General features: G+C 41.8%; 18 protein-coding genes and 1 pseudogene. 11 read left to right on the top strand and 8 right to left on the bottom strand.

Annotated elements, in window-relative coordinates:
- Positions 1 to 237: 237 nt before the first annotated feature.
- From F6J99_RS11870 to F6J99_RS11880, 3 genes are all read right to left on the bottom strand, one after another.
- On the bottom strand, positions 238 to 864 hold the full coding sequence (locus tag F6J99_RS11870; protein WP_293113094.1) for a type I restriction enzyme HsdR N-terminal domain-containing protein: 627 nt from the start codon (positions 862 to 864) through the stop codon (positions 238 to 240).
- Positions 865 to 1,091: 227 nt separating this feature from the next.
- Complete coding sequence (locus tag F6J99_RS11875) at positions 1,092 to 1,418, bottom strand: DUF433 domain-containing protein (RefSeq protein WP_293024460.1); 327 nt, start codon at positions 1,416 to 1,418, stop codon at positions 1,092 to 1,094.
- A gap of 27 nt (positions 1,419 to 1,445) precedes the next feature.
- Positions 1,446 to 1,727 (bottom strand): DUF433 domain-containing protein, encoded by a 282-nt coding sequence (locus F6J99_RS11880; RefSeq protein ID WP_293113095.1) that lies wholly within the window; start codon positions 1,725 to 1,727, stop codon positions 1,446 to 1,448.
- 136 nt (positions 1,728 to 1,863) lie between these two features.
- Here F6J99_RS11880 and F6J99_RS11885 point away from each other — a divergent pair, with 136 nt between their 5' ends.
- From F6J99_RS11885 to F6J99_RS11905, 5 genes are all read left to right on the top strand, one after another.
- The gene (locus F6J99_RS11885; RefSeq protein ID WP_293113096.1) at positions 1,864 to 2,118 is read left to right on the top strand and encodes a hypothetical protein; all 255 of its coding nucleotides are present in this window, start codon (positions 1,864 to 1,866) and stop codon (positions 2,116 to 2,118) included.
- Positions 2,119 to 2,232: 114 nt separating this feature from the next.
- Positions 2,233 to 2,817, top strand: a complete 585-nt coding sequence (locus F6J99_RS11890; RefSeq protein ID WP_293113097.1) for a hypothetical protein — start codon at positions 2,233 to 2,235, stop codon at positions 2,815 to 2,817.
- A gap of 75 nt (positions 2,818 to 2,892) precedes the next feature.
- On the top strand, positions 2,893 to 3,363 hold the full coding sequence (locus F6J99_RS11895) for a hypothetical protein (protein ID WP_293113098.1): 471 nt from the start codon (positions 2,893 to 2,895) through the stop codon (positions 3,361 to 3,363).
- Between the two features lie 175 nt (positions 3,364 to 3,538).
- Positions 3,539 to 3,949, top strand: a complete 411-nt coding sequence (locus F6J99_RS11900) for a XisH family protein (protein ID WP_293113099.1) — start codon at positions 3,539 to 3,541, stop codon at positions 3,947 to 3,949.
- Entirely contained in the window at positions 3,937 to 4,272 is a 336-nt protein-coding gene (locus F6J99_RS11905; RefSeq protein WP_293024449.1) for a XisI protein, read from the top strand. The genes F6J99_RS11900 and F6J99_RS11905 overlap by 13 nt, the downstream gene beginning before the upstream one ends.
- 22 nt (positions 4,273 to 4,294) lie before the next feature.
- On the opposite strand, the pseudogene F6J99_RS11910 reads toward F6J99_RS11905, so the two are convergent.
- Positions 4,295 to 4,513, bottom strand: a pseudogene (locus tag F6J99_RS11910) (XisI protein); the annotation flags it as partial.
- Between the two features lie 27 nt (positions 4,514 to 4,540).
- On the bottom strand, positions 4,541 to 4,666 hold the full coding sequence (locus F6J99_RS11915; RefSeq protein ID WP_293113100.1) for a hypothetical protein: 126 nt from the start codon (positions 4,664 to 4,666) through the stop codon (positions 4,541 to 4,543).
- A gap of 98 nt (positions 4,667 to 4,764) precedes the next feature.
- On the opposite strand from F6J99_RS11915, the gene F6J99_RS11920 reads away from it, so the two are divergent.
- Complete coding sequence (locus F6J99_RS11920) at positions 4,765 to 5,883, top strand: YbjN domain-containing protein (protein WP_293113101.1); 1,119 nt, start codon at positions 4,765 to 4,767, stop codon at positions 5,881 to 5,883.
- 14 nt (positions 5,884 to 5,897) lie between these two features.
- On the opposite strand, the gene F6J99_RS11925 is transcribed toward F6J99_RS11920, so the two are convergent.
- The gene (locus tag F6J99_RS11925) at positions 5,898 to 6,158 is read right to left on the bottom strand and encodes a hypothetical protein (RefSeq protein WP_293113102.1); all 261 of its coding nucleotides are present in this window, start codon (positions 6,156 to 6,158) and stop codon (positions 5,898 to 5,900) included.
- Positions 6,151 to 6,306 carry a UPF0175 family protein gene (locus F6J99_RS11930; protein WP_293113103.1) on the bottom strand — a complete coding sequence of 52 codons (156 nt, stop codon included), beginning with the start codon at positions 6,304 to 6,306 and terminating at the stop codon, positions 6,151 to 6,153. Before F6J99_RS11930 ends, F6J99_RS11925 begins: the two co-directional genes overlap by 8 nt.
- Before the next feature lie 275 nt (positions 6,307 to 6,581).
- On the opposite strand from F6J99_RS11930, the gene F6J99_RS11935 reads away from it, so the two are divergent.
- On the top strand, positions 6,582 to 6,731 hold the full coding sequence (locus F6J99_RS11935) for a hypothetical protein (RefSeq protein ID WP_293113104.1): 150 nt from the start codon (positions 6,582 to 6,584) through the stop codon (positions 6,729 to 6,731).
- 339 nt (positions 6,732 to 7,070) lie between these two features.
- Positions 7,071 to 8,108, top strand: a complete 1,038-nt coding sequence (locus F6J99_RS11940; RefSeq protein ID WP_293113105.1) for a hypothetical protein — start codon at positions 7,071 to 7,073, stop codon at positions 8,106 to 8,108.
- Between the two features lie 225 nt (positions 8,109 to 8,333).
- On the opposite strand, the gene F6J99_RS11945 is transcribed toward F6J99_RS11940, so the two are convergent.
- The gene (locus F6J99_RS11945) at positions 8,334 to 8,528 is read right to left on the bottom strand and encodes a hypothetical protein (protein WP_293113106.1); all 195 of its coding nucleotides are present in this window, start codon (positions 8,526 to 8,528) and stop codon (positions 8,334 to 8,336) included.
- Between the two features lie 361 nt (positions 8,529 to 8,889).
- Between F6J99_RS11945 and F6J99_RS11950 the strand changes: the two genes are divergently transcribed.
- From F6J99_RS11950 to F6J99_RS11960, 3 genes are all read left to right on the top strand, one after another.
- Entirely contained in the window at positions 8,890 to 9,516 is a 627-nt protein-coding gene (locus tag F6J99_RS11950) for a Uma2 family endonuclease (protein ID WP_293113107.1), read from the top strand.
- Positions 9,517 to 9,520: 4 nt separating this feature from the next.
- On the top strand, positions 9,521 to 10,444 hold the full coding sequence (locus F6J99_RS11955) for an Rpn family recombination-promoting nuclease/putative transposase (RefSeq protein ID WP_293113119.1): 924 nt from the start codon (positions 9,521 to 9,523) through the stop codon (positions 10,442 to 10,444).
- A gap of 248 nt (positions 10,445 to 10,692) precedes the next feature.
- Complete coding sequence (locus tag F6J99_RS11960; protein WP_293113108.1) at positions 10,693 to 12,822, top strand: ATP-binding protein; 2,130 nt, start codon at positions 10,693 to 10,695, stop codon at positions 12,820 to 12,822.
- Positions 12,823 to 13,001: the final 179 nt, after the last annotated feature.

Here is a 13,001-nt window from a genome sequence, read left to right on the forward strand (position 1 = left end):
TACATCCAAGCCCCCTAAATCCCCCAATTTTGGGGGACTTTTAGAATAAAATTGACTCTTTTTCCCCCCAAAGTTGGGGGGCTAGGGGGGCAAAATCCAGTATAAAAAAACTTTTCAGATATCCTCTAAGCTGCTACACAGCTTGACTATATAATAAAAAGTTATAAAAGTACGCAAACTTCGTGGTGTATGCCTGCCAAAAATCATCAACAGCATCCGCTTCGCTAACAGCAATCTCTAGTTGTCGGAAAATTTGTTGGTTTTTAACTTCTTGAGAATAGTCGCAACCTCGTAAAGCTTATTTTGCCGAGACAATAATGAAAACGCATCAGAAAAATCGTATACTTTATCCTTCAACTTGCAGAAGATAAAATCGCTGCCATTCGTTACCATGCCAAAGCTTGGTTGTCGTGGTGCAGCACTCATATAGGCTAAACACTGTGGTAAAGCAATATCCGCCGCAAACTTAGATCGTTTAGCTTCTACAGTCAGTATCCAAACAAGATCGCGAATCACCAATACATCTATCCGACCTCGATAAACTTCATTATGTTCTTCCACCTCCAGACTGATAGGAATCTCAGATTGTACAAAAAACGGAGGCTCATGAAATTCCAACCGCTCCAGCAGTGGTGCAACAATAGATAAAAGCACCGTTCCTTCAGTTAAGAGACCAGCATTGTAGTAATAATAATATCGCTGCCGGAGACGGTCCAGAAAAGATTTATCATCATCTAATATCTCAATAGAGGATACCTGCCATTCTGAAAAAAACGATTCATCAGTGGCGCGACATAACCCCAAGCGCTCATGTAATGCTTGAAAGCTTGAAATCGTTTTCTCGATTGCTAGTAGTCTACTCATACAGAGCGATTGCGATGGAATTTATTCATTGTAGCTTTTTATATTGTAGCTTTTTATAGCGTTTCTAGGATTTATGAGGTACGGTGATCCCCCTAAATCCCCCTTATTAAGGGGGATTTAGGGGGATCCCTTGGTACCTCATGGTATAGATAATTGCTATATATTGAGTCTTGTTCTTCGGCCCCGACCTACTTTTTGAGTAACTTTATAATATAAACGAACCATCATTAATCTGCCTCATTTTCTTGGATTGCAGTGGCAACTTCCTCAGGATTAACTTGGGCATAGATCCAAGCATTCGCTAAATCAATTGCTGTTAATGTGGGATAGTCATAGAGTAGTTGAGACTCGCTAATGCCTAGATTACGGGCATTTACCAATACCCAAACAGGAATACGAGTTCCAGCAATACAAGCATCACCACCACAAACGTTTCTGGTTTTGGTTATGCCACGCCAGTTTTGGTTCAAACTATGGGCTAAAAGGTGAATTGCTTCTGTTTTCTCTGTGGGAGATAGAGCAAGTAATTGGGTTTCTAGTTGTTTGATAGTCATAGGTATATAAATGAATAAATAATCTGTTCACAGCCCTTGAACCAGTGGCTCTATGAATTCATCTGGAATTTTATTTTGTTCAATGTATTGATTGATTTCATCTTGGTGATCACTGTAATATGTCAAAGCACCAAACACCTGAGCCAGTGTCAGATGAGGCATTCCTATGGGAATTTCTTCCGGAGGAACTCCCATACGCCACGTTTCAACAACTGCCCTCACAGGAGTTCGAGTCTCCTTAATGATCGGTTCATTATTGAGAATCTGGTCATCTCGAACAACGTACAGGTAATCAGTAACCTGAACCATACACACAAAATAAACCGTACTATTTTCCTTTTCAATTATAAGTTGTAAGCAGCACTGAGTGCTTCATGTCCCTGCAAGCGTAGCCATAAAACAGTGCGAGGAGAAATAGAAATCTGCTAAAATAAATAACACACTCATGAAGCGCAAATTCATGAATAATCAAGAACTAGAGCAACAACTCCTCGGCCTCGATTTAGCCCAAAGGATTCGCATCCTCCAACTTTTGGCTCAAAGCCTGACAGTAACCTCAGCATCACAGCGATCCCAATCCCCTAATGAACTTGATTTAAGCCGCGATCGCAGTCCTCAGCATCCTCTACGGGGAATTCCCATTACAATTCCTCCAGATTTTGATGAACCCATGCCTGAATTATGGGATGCTTTGGACTGATAAATTGCCCATTTTTGGCCAGCGACCGTTATTACCTTATACCAAATCCTATTTAGCCAAACCGCTATAATTCAATTAAAATGCATATATATCAGCGTTTTCTCAAAATATCCCGTGAAAGCTAAGAGTAATTCGGACAAGGAATCTCTTGCCAAGGAATTAGGAGCTGAAATCGTTACTGTCTCTGCTCCTCAGAAATTAGGTGGTAAGTCAATTGAATGCGTTAAAAAAGGTTCAATCTATATTCCCACTGGAAAAATTCTCATCTACGGTGCAGGTAAAGTTCAATTTCCTGAAGCTTTAAGAGAAGAGCTACAGCAACTCAAAGCAGAAAGAGCTGGTAAGCTTGGCAAAGAGACCCAGAGAGAATTTGCCAGGAACCCCAAAAAGCAAAAAAGAATAAAACAAATCGAACAAGGACCTTTGCACAACTACCAGCGCTCACAGGGGAATTTGCAGTCGCTTCTCAAGGCTGGGATGAACCCAGATTCCCTTGAGGATGCATTCAAAATCATTGGGCATGTACTCGAAGAGATTGGAAAATTGGGAGTTGAGATGGAAGTAGGCAACAAGGTCAAACATGTGAGCGCTATCGAAGCTCCGAGAGGTAAAATGGTTATTGATTCCCACCTCAGTGTTAAAGAAGGGACACCACCTATTGTTTATTTAGACACAATTACATACTCCAAAAAAAAATAAATAGCAAAACCAATAGCGAGGCTGGTAATGAATCACAATCATAATAATTTTCAGGAATGGAATAATGTGTCTATCATGAATGATGAAGACATTGATTACAGTGTTATTCCAGAAGCAGTACTTCAAGAACTAGCGTTAGATAATGAGTTGTATATTGCCACATCTGCACTGGTCGAACTTTGGATGCGTGAGAGTAGTGCAGTTGCCCCAATCGCCTGGGAAATCCTGTCTACATCTCATGGTGATCGTTACCTACAAGCGACTGCCCTAGGTGTTTTATTTAATGCGGACAAAGAGAAAGCTTTGAATTATATGTCAGAAAAGGTAACAGATTGTGATCCCTTACTTTTGAATGAGATGATGAAACTGATCATAGATAGTCCTTCAGATTTCGTGCCTAGCTCTACGTCTACGATCTTTCAAACAATTATCGAACGTTTCAAAAATCTAAGAGATGAGCAAGAATTGATTGAACCGGACGTACAGCAGGATTTTATGCAGCTTTACAATGCTAGTGCGTACGCGAAGCTTAGCCCTTTGGGCTAATCGCCTGATCATGTAGTGCGAACGCGCCCCGCGTGACCGTAGGTCAATCGCGCCCCGCGTGACCGTAGGTCAATCGCTAACCTAACCCAGAATAACTCAAAACTCTAAAGTAAGTCCATTATTGTATAATAGTTTTGTATCAAGATTTGCATAGATTGCCCGTCATAGCCAGCGAATGAGAGACCTATTTCATAATGCTGTAAGGCACGGACTAGAAAAAGATGGCTGGACAATTACCGATGATCCTCTCAGGGTTCGGTCTGGCCGAGTTGATATGCAAATAGATTTGGGTGCTGAGAGGTTACTTGCAGCAACAAGAGGAAATGAAAAAATTGCTGTTGAGATAAAAAGCTTCACCAATCCATCTAATATTTCTGAGTTCCACACTGCTTTGGGGCAATTTTTAAATTACCAAGTTGCTTTAGAACAAGAGAAACCTGAGTTCAAACTGTTTTTGGCAATACCTGTTGGGGCATTCAGGATTTTCTTTAGTCTACCATTTGTGCAAACAGTAGTTAAGCGTTTTCAGCTCAGTCTCTTGGTTTATGATCCATCTGAAGAGGTGATTTTAGAATGGAAAAAATAATCCAGTATCGCCAATACATTAAACAACTTCTGAGTGATTATGCCAGTAAAAGTCCATCTGATGAAGATGTTGAAGCTGCCTTAATTTTTGACTCAGACCACGACCATTACCAAGTTGTCTATACCGGTTGGAAGAATCGCCAACCAATGTATGGTTGTGTTCTACATATGAGTATCAAGAATAGGAAAATTTGGATACATCATGATGGAACTGAAATTGGTTTTGCCAACGAACTTGTTAAATTGGGAGTACCAAAGACTGATATTGTACTAGCATTTCAAGAACCTGCTGTACGTCAATATACTGACTTTGCAGTGAATTAGATTCAGATAACGATGCTAAACCCTATGCAACCCCATACCCAGTATGTTTACGAATCTCAGGGGGATGAAAAGCAAGAACAATCCTATCCTTCGGAACTCCTGAAGCAACCAATTCATCCGTGATACCATCTTCAATACCGTCGTAGTGAATCCAGATTTTACCATCGCGGATTGAACCATGAACAATGGTACCATATACACGGCGATGATTTTCCCAGCCTTCATCGAGCAGCATAAAATGATTGCGTTCGCGTAGCGTGACCTACGGTCAATCGCCACTGATAATTACAGAGGTTGTCACATCACCATAGCGGTAAGGAAGATTGGCGTAATACTTTAAAATATTTTCTAGGGTTTCACGCCATTGCTCTAAACGTTGATTGGTGGTTTCCATTCGATAATTTCCTCAAAATTTACATCGAAAAAAAGTACTGGAACTAAAACCAGGACTGCCATTAACCACAACTGGCTTTACTTTAATGTATCAAAAAAATGAATGATTATACTGAAAACTTCCCTTTAGACAAAGAGTTAACCTTAAGCGACTCCTCCAATCCCTTAACCATTCCCACAACTTCCCTATCCCTCACCAAACAAAACGACCAAATCATCGAATGTCGTCTTACCTTCTGTGTAACCCCCGAACTTTACCACCGCATCGACACCGAAAAACTATTCAACCTCAAACCAGAAGTACGGGCACCCATGAGTGGTGGTAACTTTCTCCCCAGTGGTGACATCCAAATTGAAACCACTCTCCAACCGGATTTACTGCCACAGCTATTAGAAAAGGCTTCCACCGCAGAACAAGCTGCTAACTACCTGCTTCACCTTTGTCAACAACCCGAAAACCCCTTAACAAACAAACTACTCAACACCGAAAGCTGGCTATGCTTATCGGTAAAACAGCAACAACCCAACGGTGAAGTCGGTTATAACACCTTCTGGAACTACCTTAATCCTTCCACCATTAACCAGCCAGAAGCTACCAGCGAAGAACTGTCAGAAGGAATTGTTAACTTTTTCAAAGAATGGACCCAAGCCAATTTAGCTGAAGCTACCCAAAACGCTACCTCTGAATTTCTTGAAGGAATTACCAGCATTTTCAACGAATTAGTTGATGAAAAATTCTCCGACACAGAAGAAGATACCACCACAAACCAATCAATCTTTACCGCAATAGTTAACTTTTTTGAATCAGACCAATGGCAATTTGTCAATATACCAGAAACATCAGCCTTGCGTCTTTTATTTCGGGGGGAAAATGGACAATGGACTTGCTACGCCCAAGCCAGAGAAGAACAAAGACAATTCGTTTTTTATTCAGTTTGTCCCGTTAAGGCTCCAGAAAACAAGCACCTAGCCATCACAGAATTCATCACTCGTGCCAACTATGGCATGATTATGGGTAACTTTGAATTCGATTTAGAGGATGGAGAAATCCGCTACAAAACCAGCATTGATGTACAAGATGACAATCTTAGTTTTGCTTTAATTAAACCAATAGCTTATGCTAACGTGATCACAATGGATGAATATTTACCAGGAATTATCGCAATTATTGAATCAGAGGTGGAAGTGAAAGAAGCGATTTTGCGGATTGAGGGTTAAGACATATAGCAATTCTACGACTTGTGAGGTACAAATTTATGGGTTTTAGGGAGCAGCGATGCAGCGCGGTCTTGGGGGTTTCCCCCATGAGCGACTGCATCAAGACGGGAGCAGGGAGCAGGGAGCAGGGAAATTTTTAAAGCTGCTCCAGCAGCTAATTCATTCGCCACAGCTTGAGGGACAATAACGGAGCCATAAAGTTGTGGGAGTAAATCTAGTAAATTTGTTTGATAGAGATATTGGATTGGTGAGGTATCAGCAATCACATTAGGCATTTTCTAAATCCTCTGTTAATTCGGCTTCTGTTAATCTGAAAGTGTTGATACCATAGTCACTCAACTTAGATAAAAAAACTACTCGCTCAATACCAGCTAGTTGAGCAGCAGCACCAGAGGAAAGTTTACCTAATTCATAAAGTTTCATCCCAGCACTTAAACATAATTCTTTTCCTAGTGTGGTGTTAGGTTTAAAGCCTGTGCGGTTTCTTCTGGAACAGATAGGGTAACTTGATACATAATCAACGGGAAAGCTACTTTGCTATAAATATAGCATTTATGGCTCTTCCGTACTTGTTATGCTAAATTAACAGTTTAGGGAAGGGAGCAGGGAGCAGGGAGCAGGGAGCAGTGGAAAGAGGCAGTATTTATAAATTTTTGTTAATTAAATAGCCTCAGAATCCTGTCTTGATGCAGTCGCTCATGGGGGAAACCACGCCAGTTGCTCATGGGGGAGACCCCCAAGACCGCACTGGCTCCCCAAGACCGCGCTGCATCGCTTGTAGAGTAAGCTTTCGGTTTTTTTTTACTGAAAATGAGCGCATAGTAGGTACTGAAGAACCGCATTTATGAAATACGTGAGGTACAGTACGTACCGGAAGCGCTACCCCTTTGGTCTAATCGCCGATACAAACAATTTCCTCAACATGGACAAAGCCAGGCTTTAAAGATAATTGAAAATCTAAAGTACTATTAACCTTAGAGGATATCTCCCAAGTTTTTTGATACTGAATTTTGCCCCCCTAGCCCCCCAAATTTGGGGGGAACAAGAGTCAATTTGCTTCTAAAAGTCCCCCAAAATTGGGGGACCAACGGGGGCTTGGATGTAGCAAATGGGACTTCTCAGACAACCTCTTAACAAGGATAACGTCGAGGTGCGCAATGGATCTACACAAATCTAAAACTATACTCTTGAGTACCATACTCTTAGCATACTTGAGTCTCAATGCTTGTAACGAACAAGGGACACCGCCACCGGATACATCCACTTCCTCTCCATCTCCTATAACAGAAGTAGAAACATCCCCAACTCCTACCCAAACTCAAAATACCCCTAAGCAAAGAAAAGTTAAGGTTTTTTTACCCAAGCAACCTCAAAGTAATCAGGATTTTAGGTATGTGGAACCTGTAGTCAGAAGCACCAATAGTCGTGCAGTGGCTACTTTTGCCATTGAACAGTTGATTATGGGTCCGACCAAAGCAGAAACTAAAATTGGTTTCACCGAAGCACTAAAACTTAAGGGTAGCTCCAATTGTGGTAAAGATTTTACCCTCTCTATTGCAGCAGAAACCGCCACCCTCAAGTTTTGCCGTGCCATTCCTTCCCCTGGAGTAGGCTATGATGCTAGAGCTACCAGTGCTATTCAATCTACCCTCAAACAGTTCTCAACTATCAAATCGGTAGTTATCCTCAACAAAGACGGCAATTGTTTTGGGGACTTAAGTGGTGAAAACCTCTGTTTGAAGACTGGGAGCAAGAGAGAAAGACTTTCTACTAAATCTAAAATAGCAATTAATGGCATTGGCCCCATCACCGTGGGCATGACGGTGAAAGAAGCATCCCAGGCTGGGCAAGTTAAATTAGTGCAACAAACTAGTGGTGGAGAAGACTATGGTTGCTTAATCTACAAGCCAGAAGGCATAGAAAATCTCTGGTTTATGGTAACAGAGGGAAAAATTGCCAGGGTAGACACACGTTCTCCCCAGATTAGCACAATTAGTGGTGTAAAAGTGGGGGATAAGTTAGAGAAAATTATGTCTTTGTATCGTAACAAAATAGAACTTGAACCCCATCAATATGTACCGGGTGGTAAATATGCAACCTTCGTACCAACAGATAGTTCAGATAAAAATTATCGAGTGATTTTTGAAACCAATCCAGAGGGTAAGGTAACTACTTTCCGTGCTGGTAAACTACCGGAAGTGGCATGGGTAGAAGGATGTAGTTAACTCAAGAATGTACAGCTCTTTCGTACTGGTTATGCTAAATAAACACTTTGGCAAAGGGAGCAGGGAGCTTCGGAGCAGTGAAGTCATAAGAAGTAAGAGCTAAGAGTTAAGAGGGTAAAAATTATGTGTACCTCATTAGACTAGAAACCACTATATTGTCAATCAGGAAGTAGGAAAAAACCGATGCATTGCTACTTCCTACTTCCTACTCCCTTGGGTGCAGCGCTAAGATTCTTTACCCATAGGATTATTTCCTACATCAAAGATAATCACAAATTGAGCATTAGGCATCAACCGTTTAAGGGCTTTTAAATGACCTTCCGCATCCGAGCGCTTGCGGAACCGAGCAACAACTACTCGTTGCATTCTTGGCAATAGGCGAACTATCACCCACGGATGAAGGCGTTCAGAATAAGACATAATGAAACTATATCCTTTTTTAGGGGTACTAGAGCCAGCCTTGGACTGTCGAAAATCATTAGGCTGGCTCTTAACATGGAACGTTTAACCTCCATGTTAATTTTATTATAACATAAAAATAATCTTTAATTATAACATATTTTGAAAATTTTTGTAACAAATCCGTTGCGGACTGTTTATAGTTATCTCTCTTCGGTCAGATTGGGTATATAGCATTTTTCTTTGAGATGTAAACATAGGATTTATATGAAAAGGAAACAGCAGATCTGGAAACAGGAAACAGTAGTAAAAACCTCTGACGAGTTTTTGATGTTATGAAAAATTAGCAATATTGTTCATAACCTATTTAAAAATGTTATATATGAAAAATAAGCTGATTTTTGATCCAAATTCCATGATTGCTCAACTTGGCACTCCCCAAATGTCTCCCCAAGAGTATTTAGCTTGGGAAGCAGAGCAACTTGCCCGCTACGGCTATATTGACGGTCAGATCTATGCCATGACTGGGGGCACCATCCCCCATAACCAAGTTGCTGTAAATCTAGTCGCTTTAATCAAACCCCACCTGCGGGGTAAACAATCTAAAACCTTGAGCAGCGATGCCAAAGTTGGGATTACAGAACAAGGTCCTTTTCACTATCCAGACCTATCCGTTACCTGTGATCACAGAGACCGCACTGCCCGGGATTATATTCGTTATCCCTGTCTAATTGTAGAAGTGCTCTCTAGCAGCACAGAAGCCTTTGACCGTGGCCAAAAATTTAGACACTATCGCCACATTGAAACATTACGAGAATATGTTTTGATTGACCCGGATCAAATGAGCGTGGAATGCTATCGATTAAACCAAAACCAGAGATGGGAACTGTACCATTATGCTAGTAGCCCTGATCGCCCACAAGATTGTCAAGTTGAACTTAGCAGCATTGAGCTAGCATTTCCCATTAACTTACTTTACGAAGAAATTGACCAACTCGATAACAGCTAAAATGATGAGATTTATCAATCCCAAAACTGACTACGCCTTCAAGAAAATATTTGGTTCCGCCGAAAGCAAAGACATTCTGATTAGTTTTCTCAATGCCTTGATTTATGACGGTAACTCTACCATTGAAGACTTAGAAATCATCAATCCCAACTTACCGCCGAAAGTTGAGGGCTTAAAAGATACTTACCTTGATGTCAAAGCTAAACTGAAGGATGGCACCCTGGTCATCATCGAAATGCAAGTTTTAAATGTGCAATCCTTTGGTAAGAGAGTATTGTTCAACGCTGCTAAAACCTACGCCTTTCAACTACAAAAGGGAGAGGGCTACCGCATGCTCAAACCAGTCATAGCTCTCACCCTGACCGATTTTGAAATGTTCGCAGATCGCCATCATTTTACCTCTCGCTTCGTTTATCGAGAAGTATCTGATGGCTCGGTGTATCCCGAAAACGATATCGAACTAGTGTTCGTTGAGCTACCAAAGTTTACCAAAGAACTCCCAGAACTCGAAACCATTACCGATAAATGGATTTACTTTATCAAATCTGCGCGATCGCTTGCCTCCATCCCCGAAAATATGGACAATATTCCTGAATTACAACGAGCCTTTGAAATTGCCAATCAAGCCAACTTAAGCCCCACTGAAATTGAAGATTTGGAACGTCGAGAAATGTTTATCTACGATCAGCAGGGAGCAGTTGCTCTTGGTCGGGAAGAAGGTAGGGAGCAAGGTCTTCAAGAAGGTCGTCAAGAAGGTCGTCTGGAAGGGAAAAAAGAAGGTCGTCAAGAAGGTAGGCTGGAAGGGAAAAAAGAAGAACAACGCATTATTGCTCAAAAATTACTCACTGTACTCGATGACGAAGCGATCGCCGCAACAACAGGATTGAGTCTGGAAGTAGTTCGAGAGCTGCGCGAGAAAATGAATTAACCATCAATACCGACTTTGCCCAAACCCTTTGGTCTAATCCAAAGCGTTCGCGTAGCGTAGCCCAAAGGGCTAATCGCGCCCCGCGTGACCGTAGGTCAATCGCTTTTAGCGTGGCCTACGGCCAATTCTTCCTCATACCCAAAGATTACCAACTTCCCCAACAGCCTCCCATCTTGTGAAGTTACCCGTAACGAGGCGAAAGCTTGGCTCAATTCCCGATACCGATTGAAATGAAAATGGTATACCCCATGTTCGACGATCTACTCTCAGCCTTAGAAAGACTAAATAAACTACTAGAGCAAGCAGTAATAAAAGCACAAGCTGTCTACGGTTCTCAAGCAGCTACTGACCCTTATCGAGGTCTTCGTATTGATCGCGATCAGGTCAAGCAACTCCTAGATCGTGAACCAGGCATACCTTTGTTTGCAATAGATGCAGAAAAAACTGAGTCCGATCAGACTAAGAATACACCATTAAACTGGCTGAAACAGACTTTCGGTTTGTCTGAATTTGATTTAGACGTGATGTTGATTGCCCTGGCTCCAGAAATTGATTTAGCTTACGAGGGTCTGTATGCTTATCTCCAGGATGATGTGACTCGCAGGCGACCTAGTATTGATTTAGCCTTAAATTTACTATGTCCCTCTCCTGAAGCCAAACTGTTGCAACGAGTTCATTTTGCTCCTGACGCACCCTTAATCAAACATGGTTTACTTCACTTAATTCCTGACCCTCATCAGGTTAAACCACCAATATTATCCTATTATCTCAAGCTAGATGATCAGGTTATCCATTCTCTGTTAAAACAAAAGAGTCTTGAACCGCGTTTAGAATCTTGGTGTCAATTGATAGATACTCCTGCGGTTGAGGACAACTTACCGATTAGGGATGACATTAAACACATACTTCCTAAGTTAATCAAACACGCTCAAAATACCAGCCAGCCTCTACATCTGTATTTCTCTGGTTTATATTCTACTGAAAAACGCCGTGGAGCGATCGCCCTTGCCGCTCAACTGAACAAGCAGTTATTGATTGCGGATTTAGCTCAAGCTTTAGCAATTAAGGAAGAGTTTGACCAACTGCTAAAACTGTTATTTCGTCAAACCTGTTTTCACGATGCTATCCTGTATCTAGAAAGTCTGGAAAGTTTAGATGCACTACAGAGCAAAGAGCAGCATCTGTTATATAAAAGGGTACTTGACAGACTAACTGAGGCAAAAGGTGTGGTAATCTTATCTGGAATACAGTCGTGGGTGCCAAAGTTTACCAATCTCCAGGGTGTGATTACTGTACCTTTTGCTACACCGGATTTTGATCAACGCCGCGTTTACTGGCAAGCTAGTTTAGAAACTAAAGGAATTGTACTTAGCGATCGCGACTTGGATACCCTAGCCAATCGTTTTACCTTGAGTTCAGCTCAAATAGCAGGAGCAGTGACAAATGCTTGTAATCAGGCTTTGTGGCGTGCTGCTGCCGAATTTGAAGAATTGCCATTAAACAGTACAATTAAGCCAACCCTAAATGACTTATTAGCAGCAGGTCGTGACCAATCTGGTAGCAATTTAACTGAATTAGCCCGCAAACTTAACCCTAAGTATAGTTGGCAAGACATTATCATACCTTCCGATCAACTCGCTCAGCTCAAAGAAATTTGTAATCAAGCCAAGTATCGTCATATTGTCTATGAAAAATGGGGCTTTCACCGCAAGCTATCCATTGGTAAAGGATTAAATGTACTATTTTCAGGTCCACCAGGTACAGGTAAGACCATGGCGGCGGAAGTGATTGCTAATGAACTACAGCTTGAGCTATACAAAATTGATTTATCCCAGGTTGTCAGTAAGTACATTGGCGAGACTGAAAAAAATCTGAACCGCATTTTTATGGCTGCGGAAACAGCCAACGCTATCCTTCTGTTTGACGAAGCAGATGCTCTGTTTGGCAAGCGGTCTGAAGTTCGAGATGCTCATGACCGCTACGCCAATATTGAAGTTGGGTATCTGTTGCAGAAGATGGAGGAATATGAGGGGATATCAATTTTGACAACAAATCTGCGCCAAAATTTAGACGAGGCATTTGTCCGTAGGTTAGCCTTTACAGTACACTTTCCCTCACCAGATGAAGCTAGTCGTCGGCGCATTTGGGAGGGGATTTGGACGGAGGAAATCCCCTTGTCAGCAGATGTAGATTTTGAGTTTTTGGCACGACAGTTCAAATTGAGTGGAGGGAATATCAAGAATATTGCCCTAGCAGCAGCTTTTCTAGCAGCTGAAGCAGGTAGTGGAGTGATGATGGAACATCTGTTACAGGGCACTCGGCGGGAGTATCAGAAGATGGGAAAGGTATGGAGCGATGGAATGCGATCGCTTAAATAATCCCTAAGTATTCAGCCGTCAGCTAATGCGCTACAGATGGTGCTACTTGAGGTGCTATAGCGCGATTAGCGCTACAGATGGTGCTTTTGAATAAAACAGGTAACCATTGGTTTAATCTGAGTGAACCAAGTGACAACGCTTTTGGCTTGTCCCACAAAGCTAACGGCTGACGACTGACC

The sequence above is a fragment of the Moorena sp. SIO4G3 genome (assembly GCF_010692305.1).
GTDB classification, from domain to species: domain Bacteria; phylum Cyanobacteriota; class Cyanobacteriia; order Cyanobacteriales; family Coleofasciculaceae; genus Moorena; species Moorena producens_A.

What these genes read in the sequence shown, in the direction of transcription:
- F6J99_RS11905 (WP_293024449.1), top strand. Translation starts at nt 3,937, where the DNA reads ATGGAAAAAATAATCCAGTATCGCCAATACATTAAACAACTTCTGAGT.
- F6J99_RS11930 (WP_293113103.1), bottom strand. Translation starts at nt 6,306, where the DNA reads ATGAAACTTTATGAATTAGGTAAACTTTCCTCTGGTGCTGCTGCTCAA.
- F6J99_RS11885 (WP_293113096.1), top strand. Translation starts at nt 1,864, where the DNA reads ATGAAGCGCAAATTCATGAATAATCAAGAACTAGAGCAACAACTCCTC.
- F6J99_RS11915 (WP_293113100.1), bottom strand. Translation starts at nt 4,666, where the DNA reads ATGGAAACCACCAATCAACGTTTAGAGCAATGGCGTGAAACCCTAGAA.
- F6J99_RS11895 (WP_293113098.1), top strand. Translation starts at nt 2,893, where the DNA reads ATGAATGATGAAGACATTGATTACAGTGTTATTCCAGAAGCAGTACTT.
- F6J99_RS11900 (WP_293113099.1), top strand. Translation starts at nt 3,539, where the DNA reads ATGAGAGACCTATTTCATAATGCTGTAAGGCACGGACTAGAAAAAGAT.
- F6J99_RS11950 (WP_293113107.1), top strand. Translation starts at nt 8,890, where the DNA reads ATGAAAAATAAGCTGATTTTTGATCCAAATTCCATGATTGCTCAACTT.
- F6J99_RS11925 (WP_293113102.1), bottom strand. Translation starts at nt 6,158, where the DNA reads ATGCCTAATGTGATTGCTGATACCTCACCAATCCAATATCTCTATCAA.
- F6J99_RS11920 (WP_293113101.1), top strand. Translation starts at nt 4,765, where the DNA reads ATGAATGATTATACTGAAAACTTCCCTTTAGACAAAGAGTTAACCTTA.
- F6J99_RS11935 (WP_293113104.1), top strand. Translation starts at nt 6,582, where the DNA reads ATGGGGGAAACCACGCCAGTTGCTCATGGGGGAGACCCCCAAGACCGC.
- F6J99_RS11875 (WP_293024460.1), bottom strand. Translation starts at nt 1,418, where the DNA reads ATGACTATCAAACAACTAGAAACCCAATTACTTGCTCTATCTCCCACA.
- F6J99_RS11880 (WP_293113095.1), bottom strand. Translation starts at nt 1,727, where the DNA reads ATGGTTCAGGTTACTGATTACCTGTACGTTGTTCGAGATGACCAGATT.
- F6J99_RS11945 (WP_293113106.1), bottom strand. Translation starts at nt 8,528, where the DNA reads ATGTCTTATTCTGAACGCCTTCATCCGTGGGTGATAGTTCGCCTATTG.
- F6J99_RS11960 (WP_293113108.1), top strand. Translation starts at nt 10,693, where the DNA reads ATGTTCGACGATCTACTCTCAGCCTTAGAAAGACTAAATAAACTACTA.
- F6J99_RS11955 (WP_293113119.1), top strand. Translation starts at nt 9,521, where the DNA reads ATGAGATTTATCAATCCCAAAACTGACTACGCCTTCAAGAAAATATTT.
- F6J99_RS11870 (WP_293113094.1), bottom strand. Translation starts at nt 864, where the DNA reads ATGAGTAGACTACTAGCAATCGAGAAAACGATTTCAAGCTTTCAAGCA.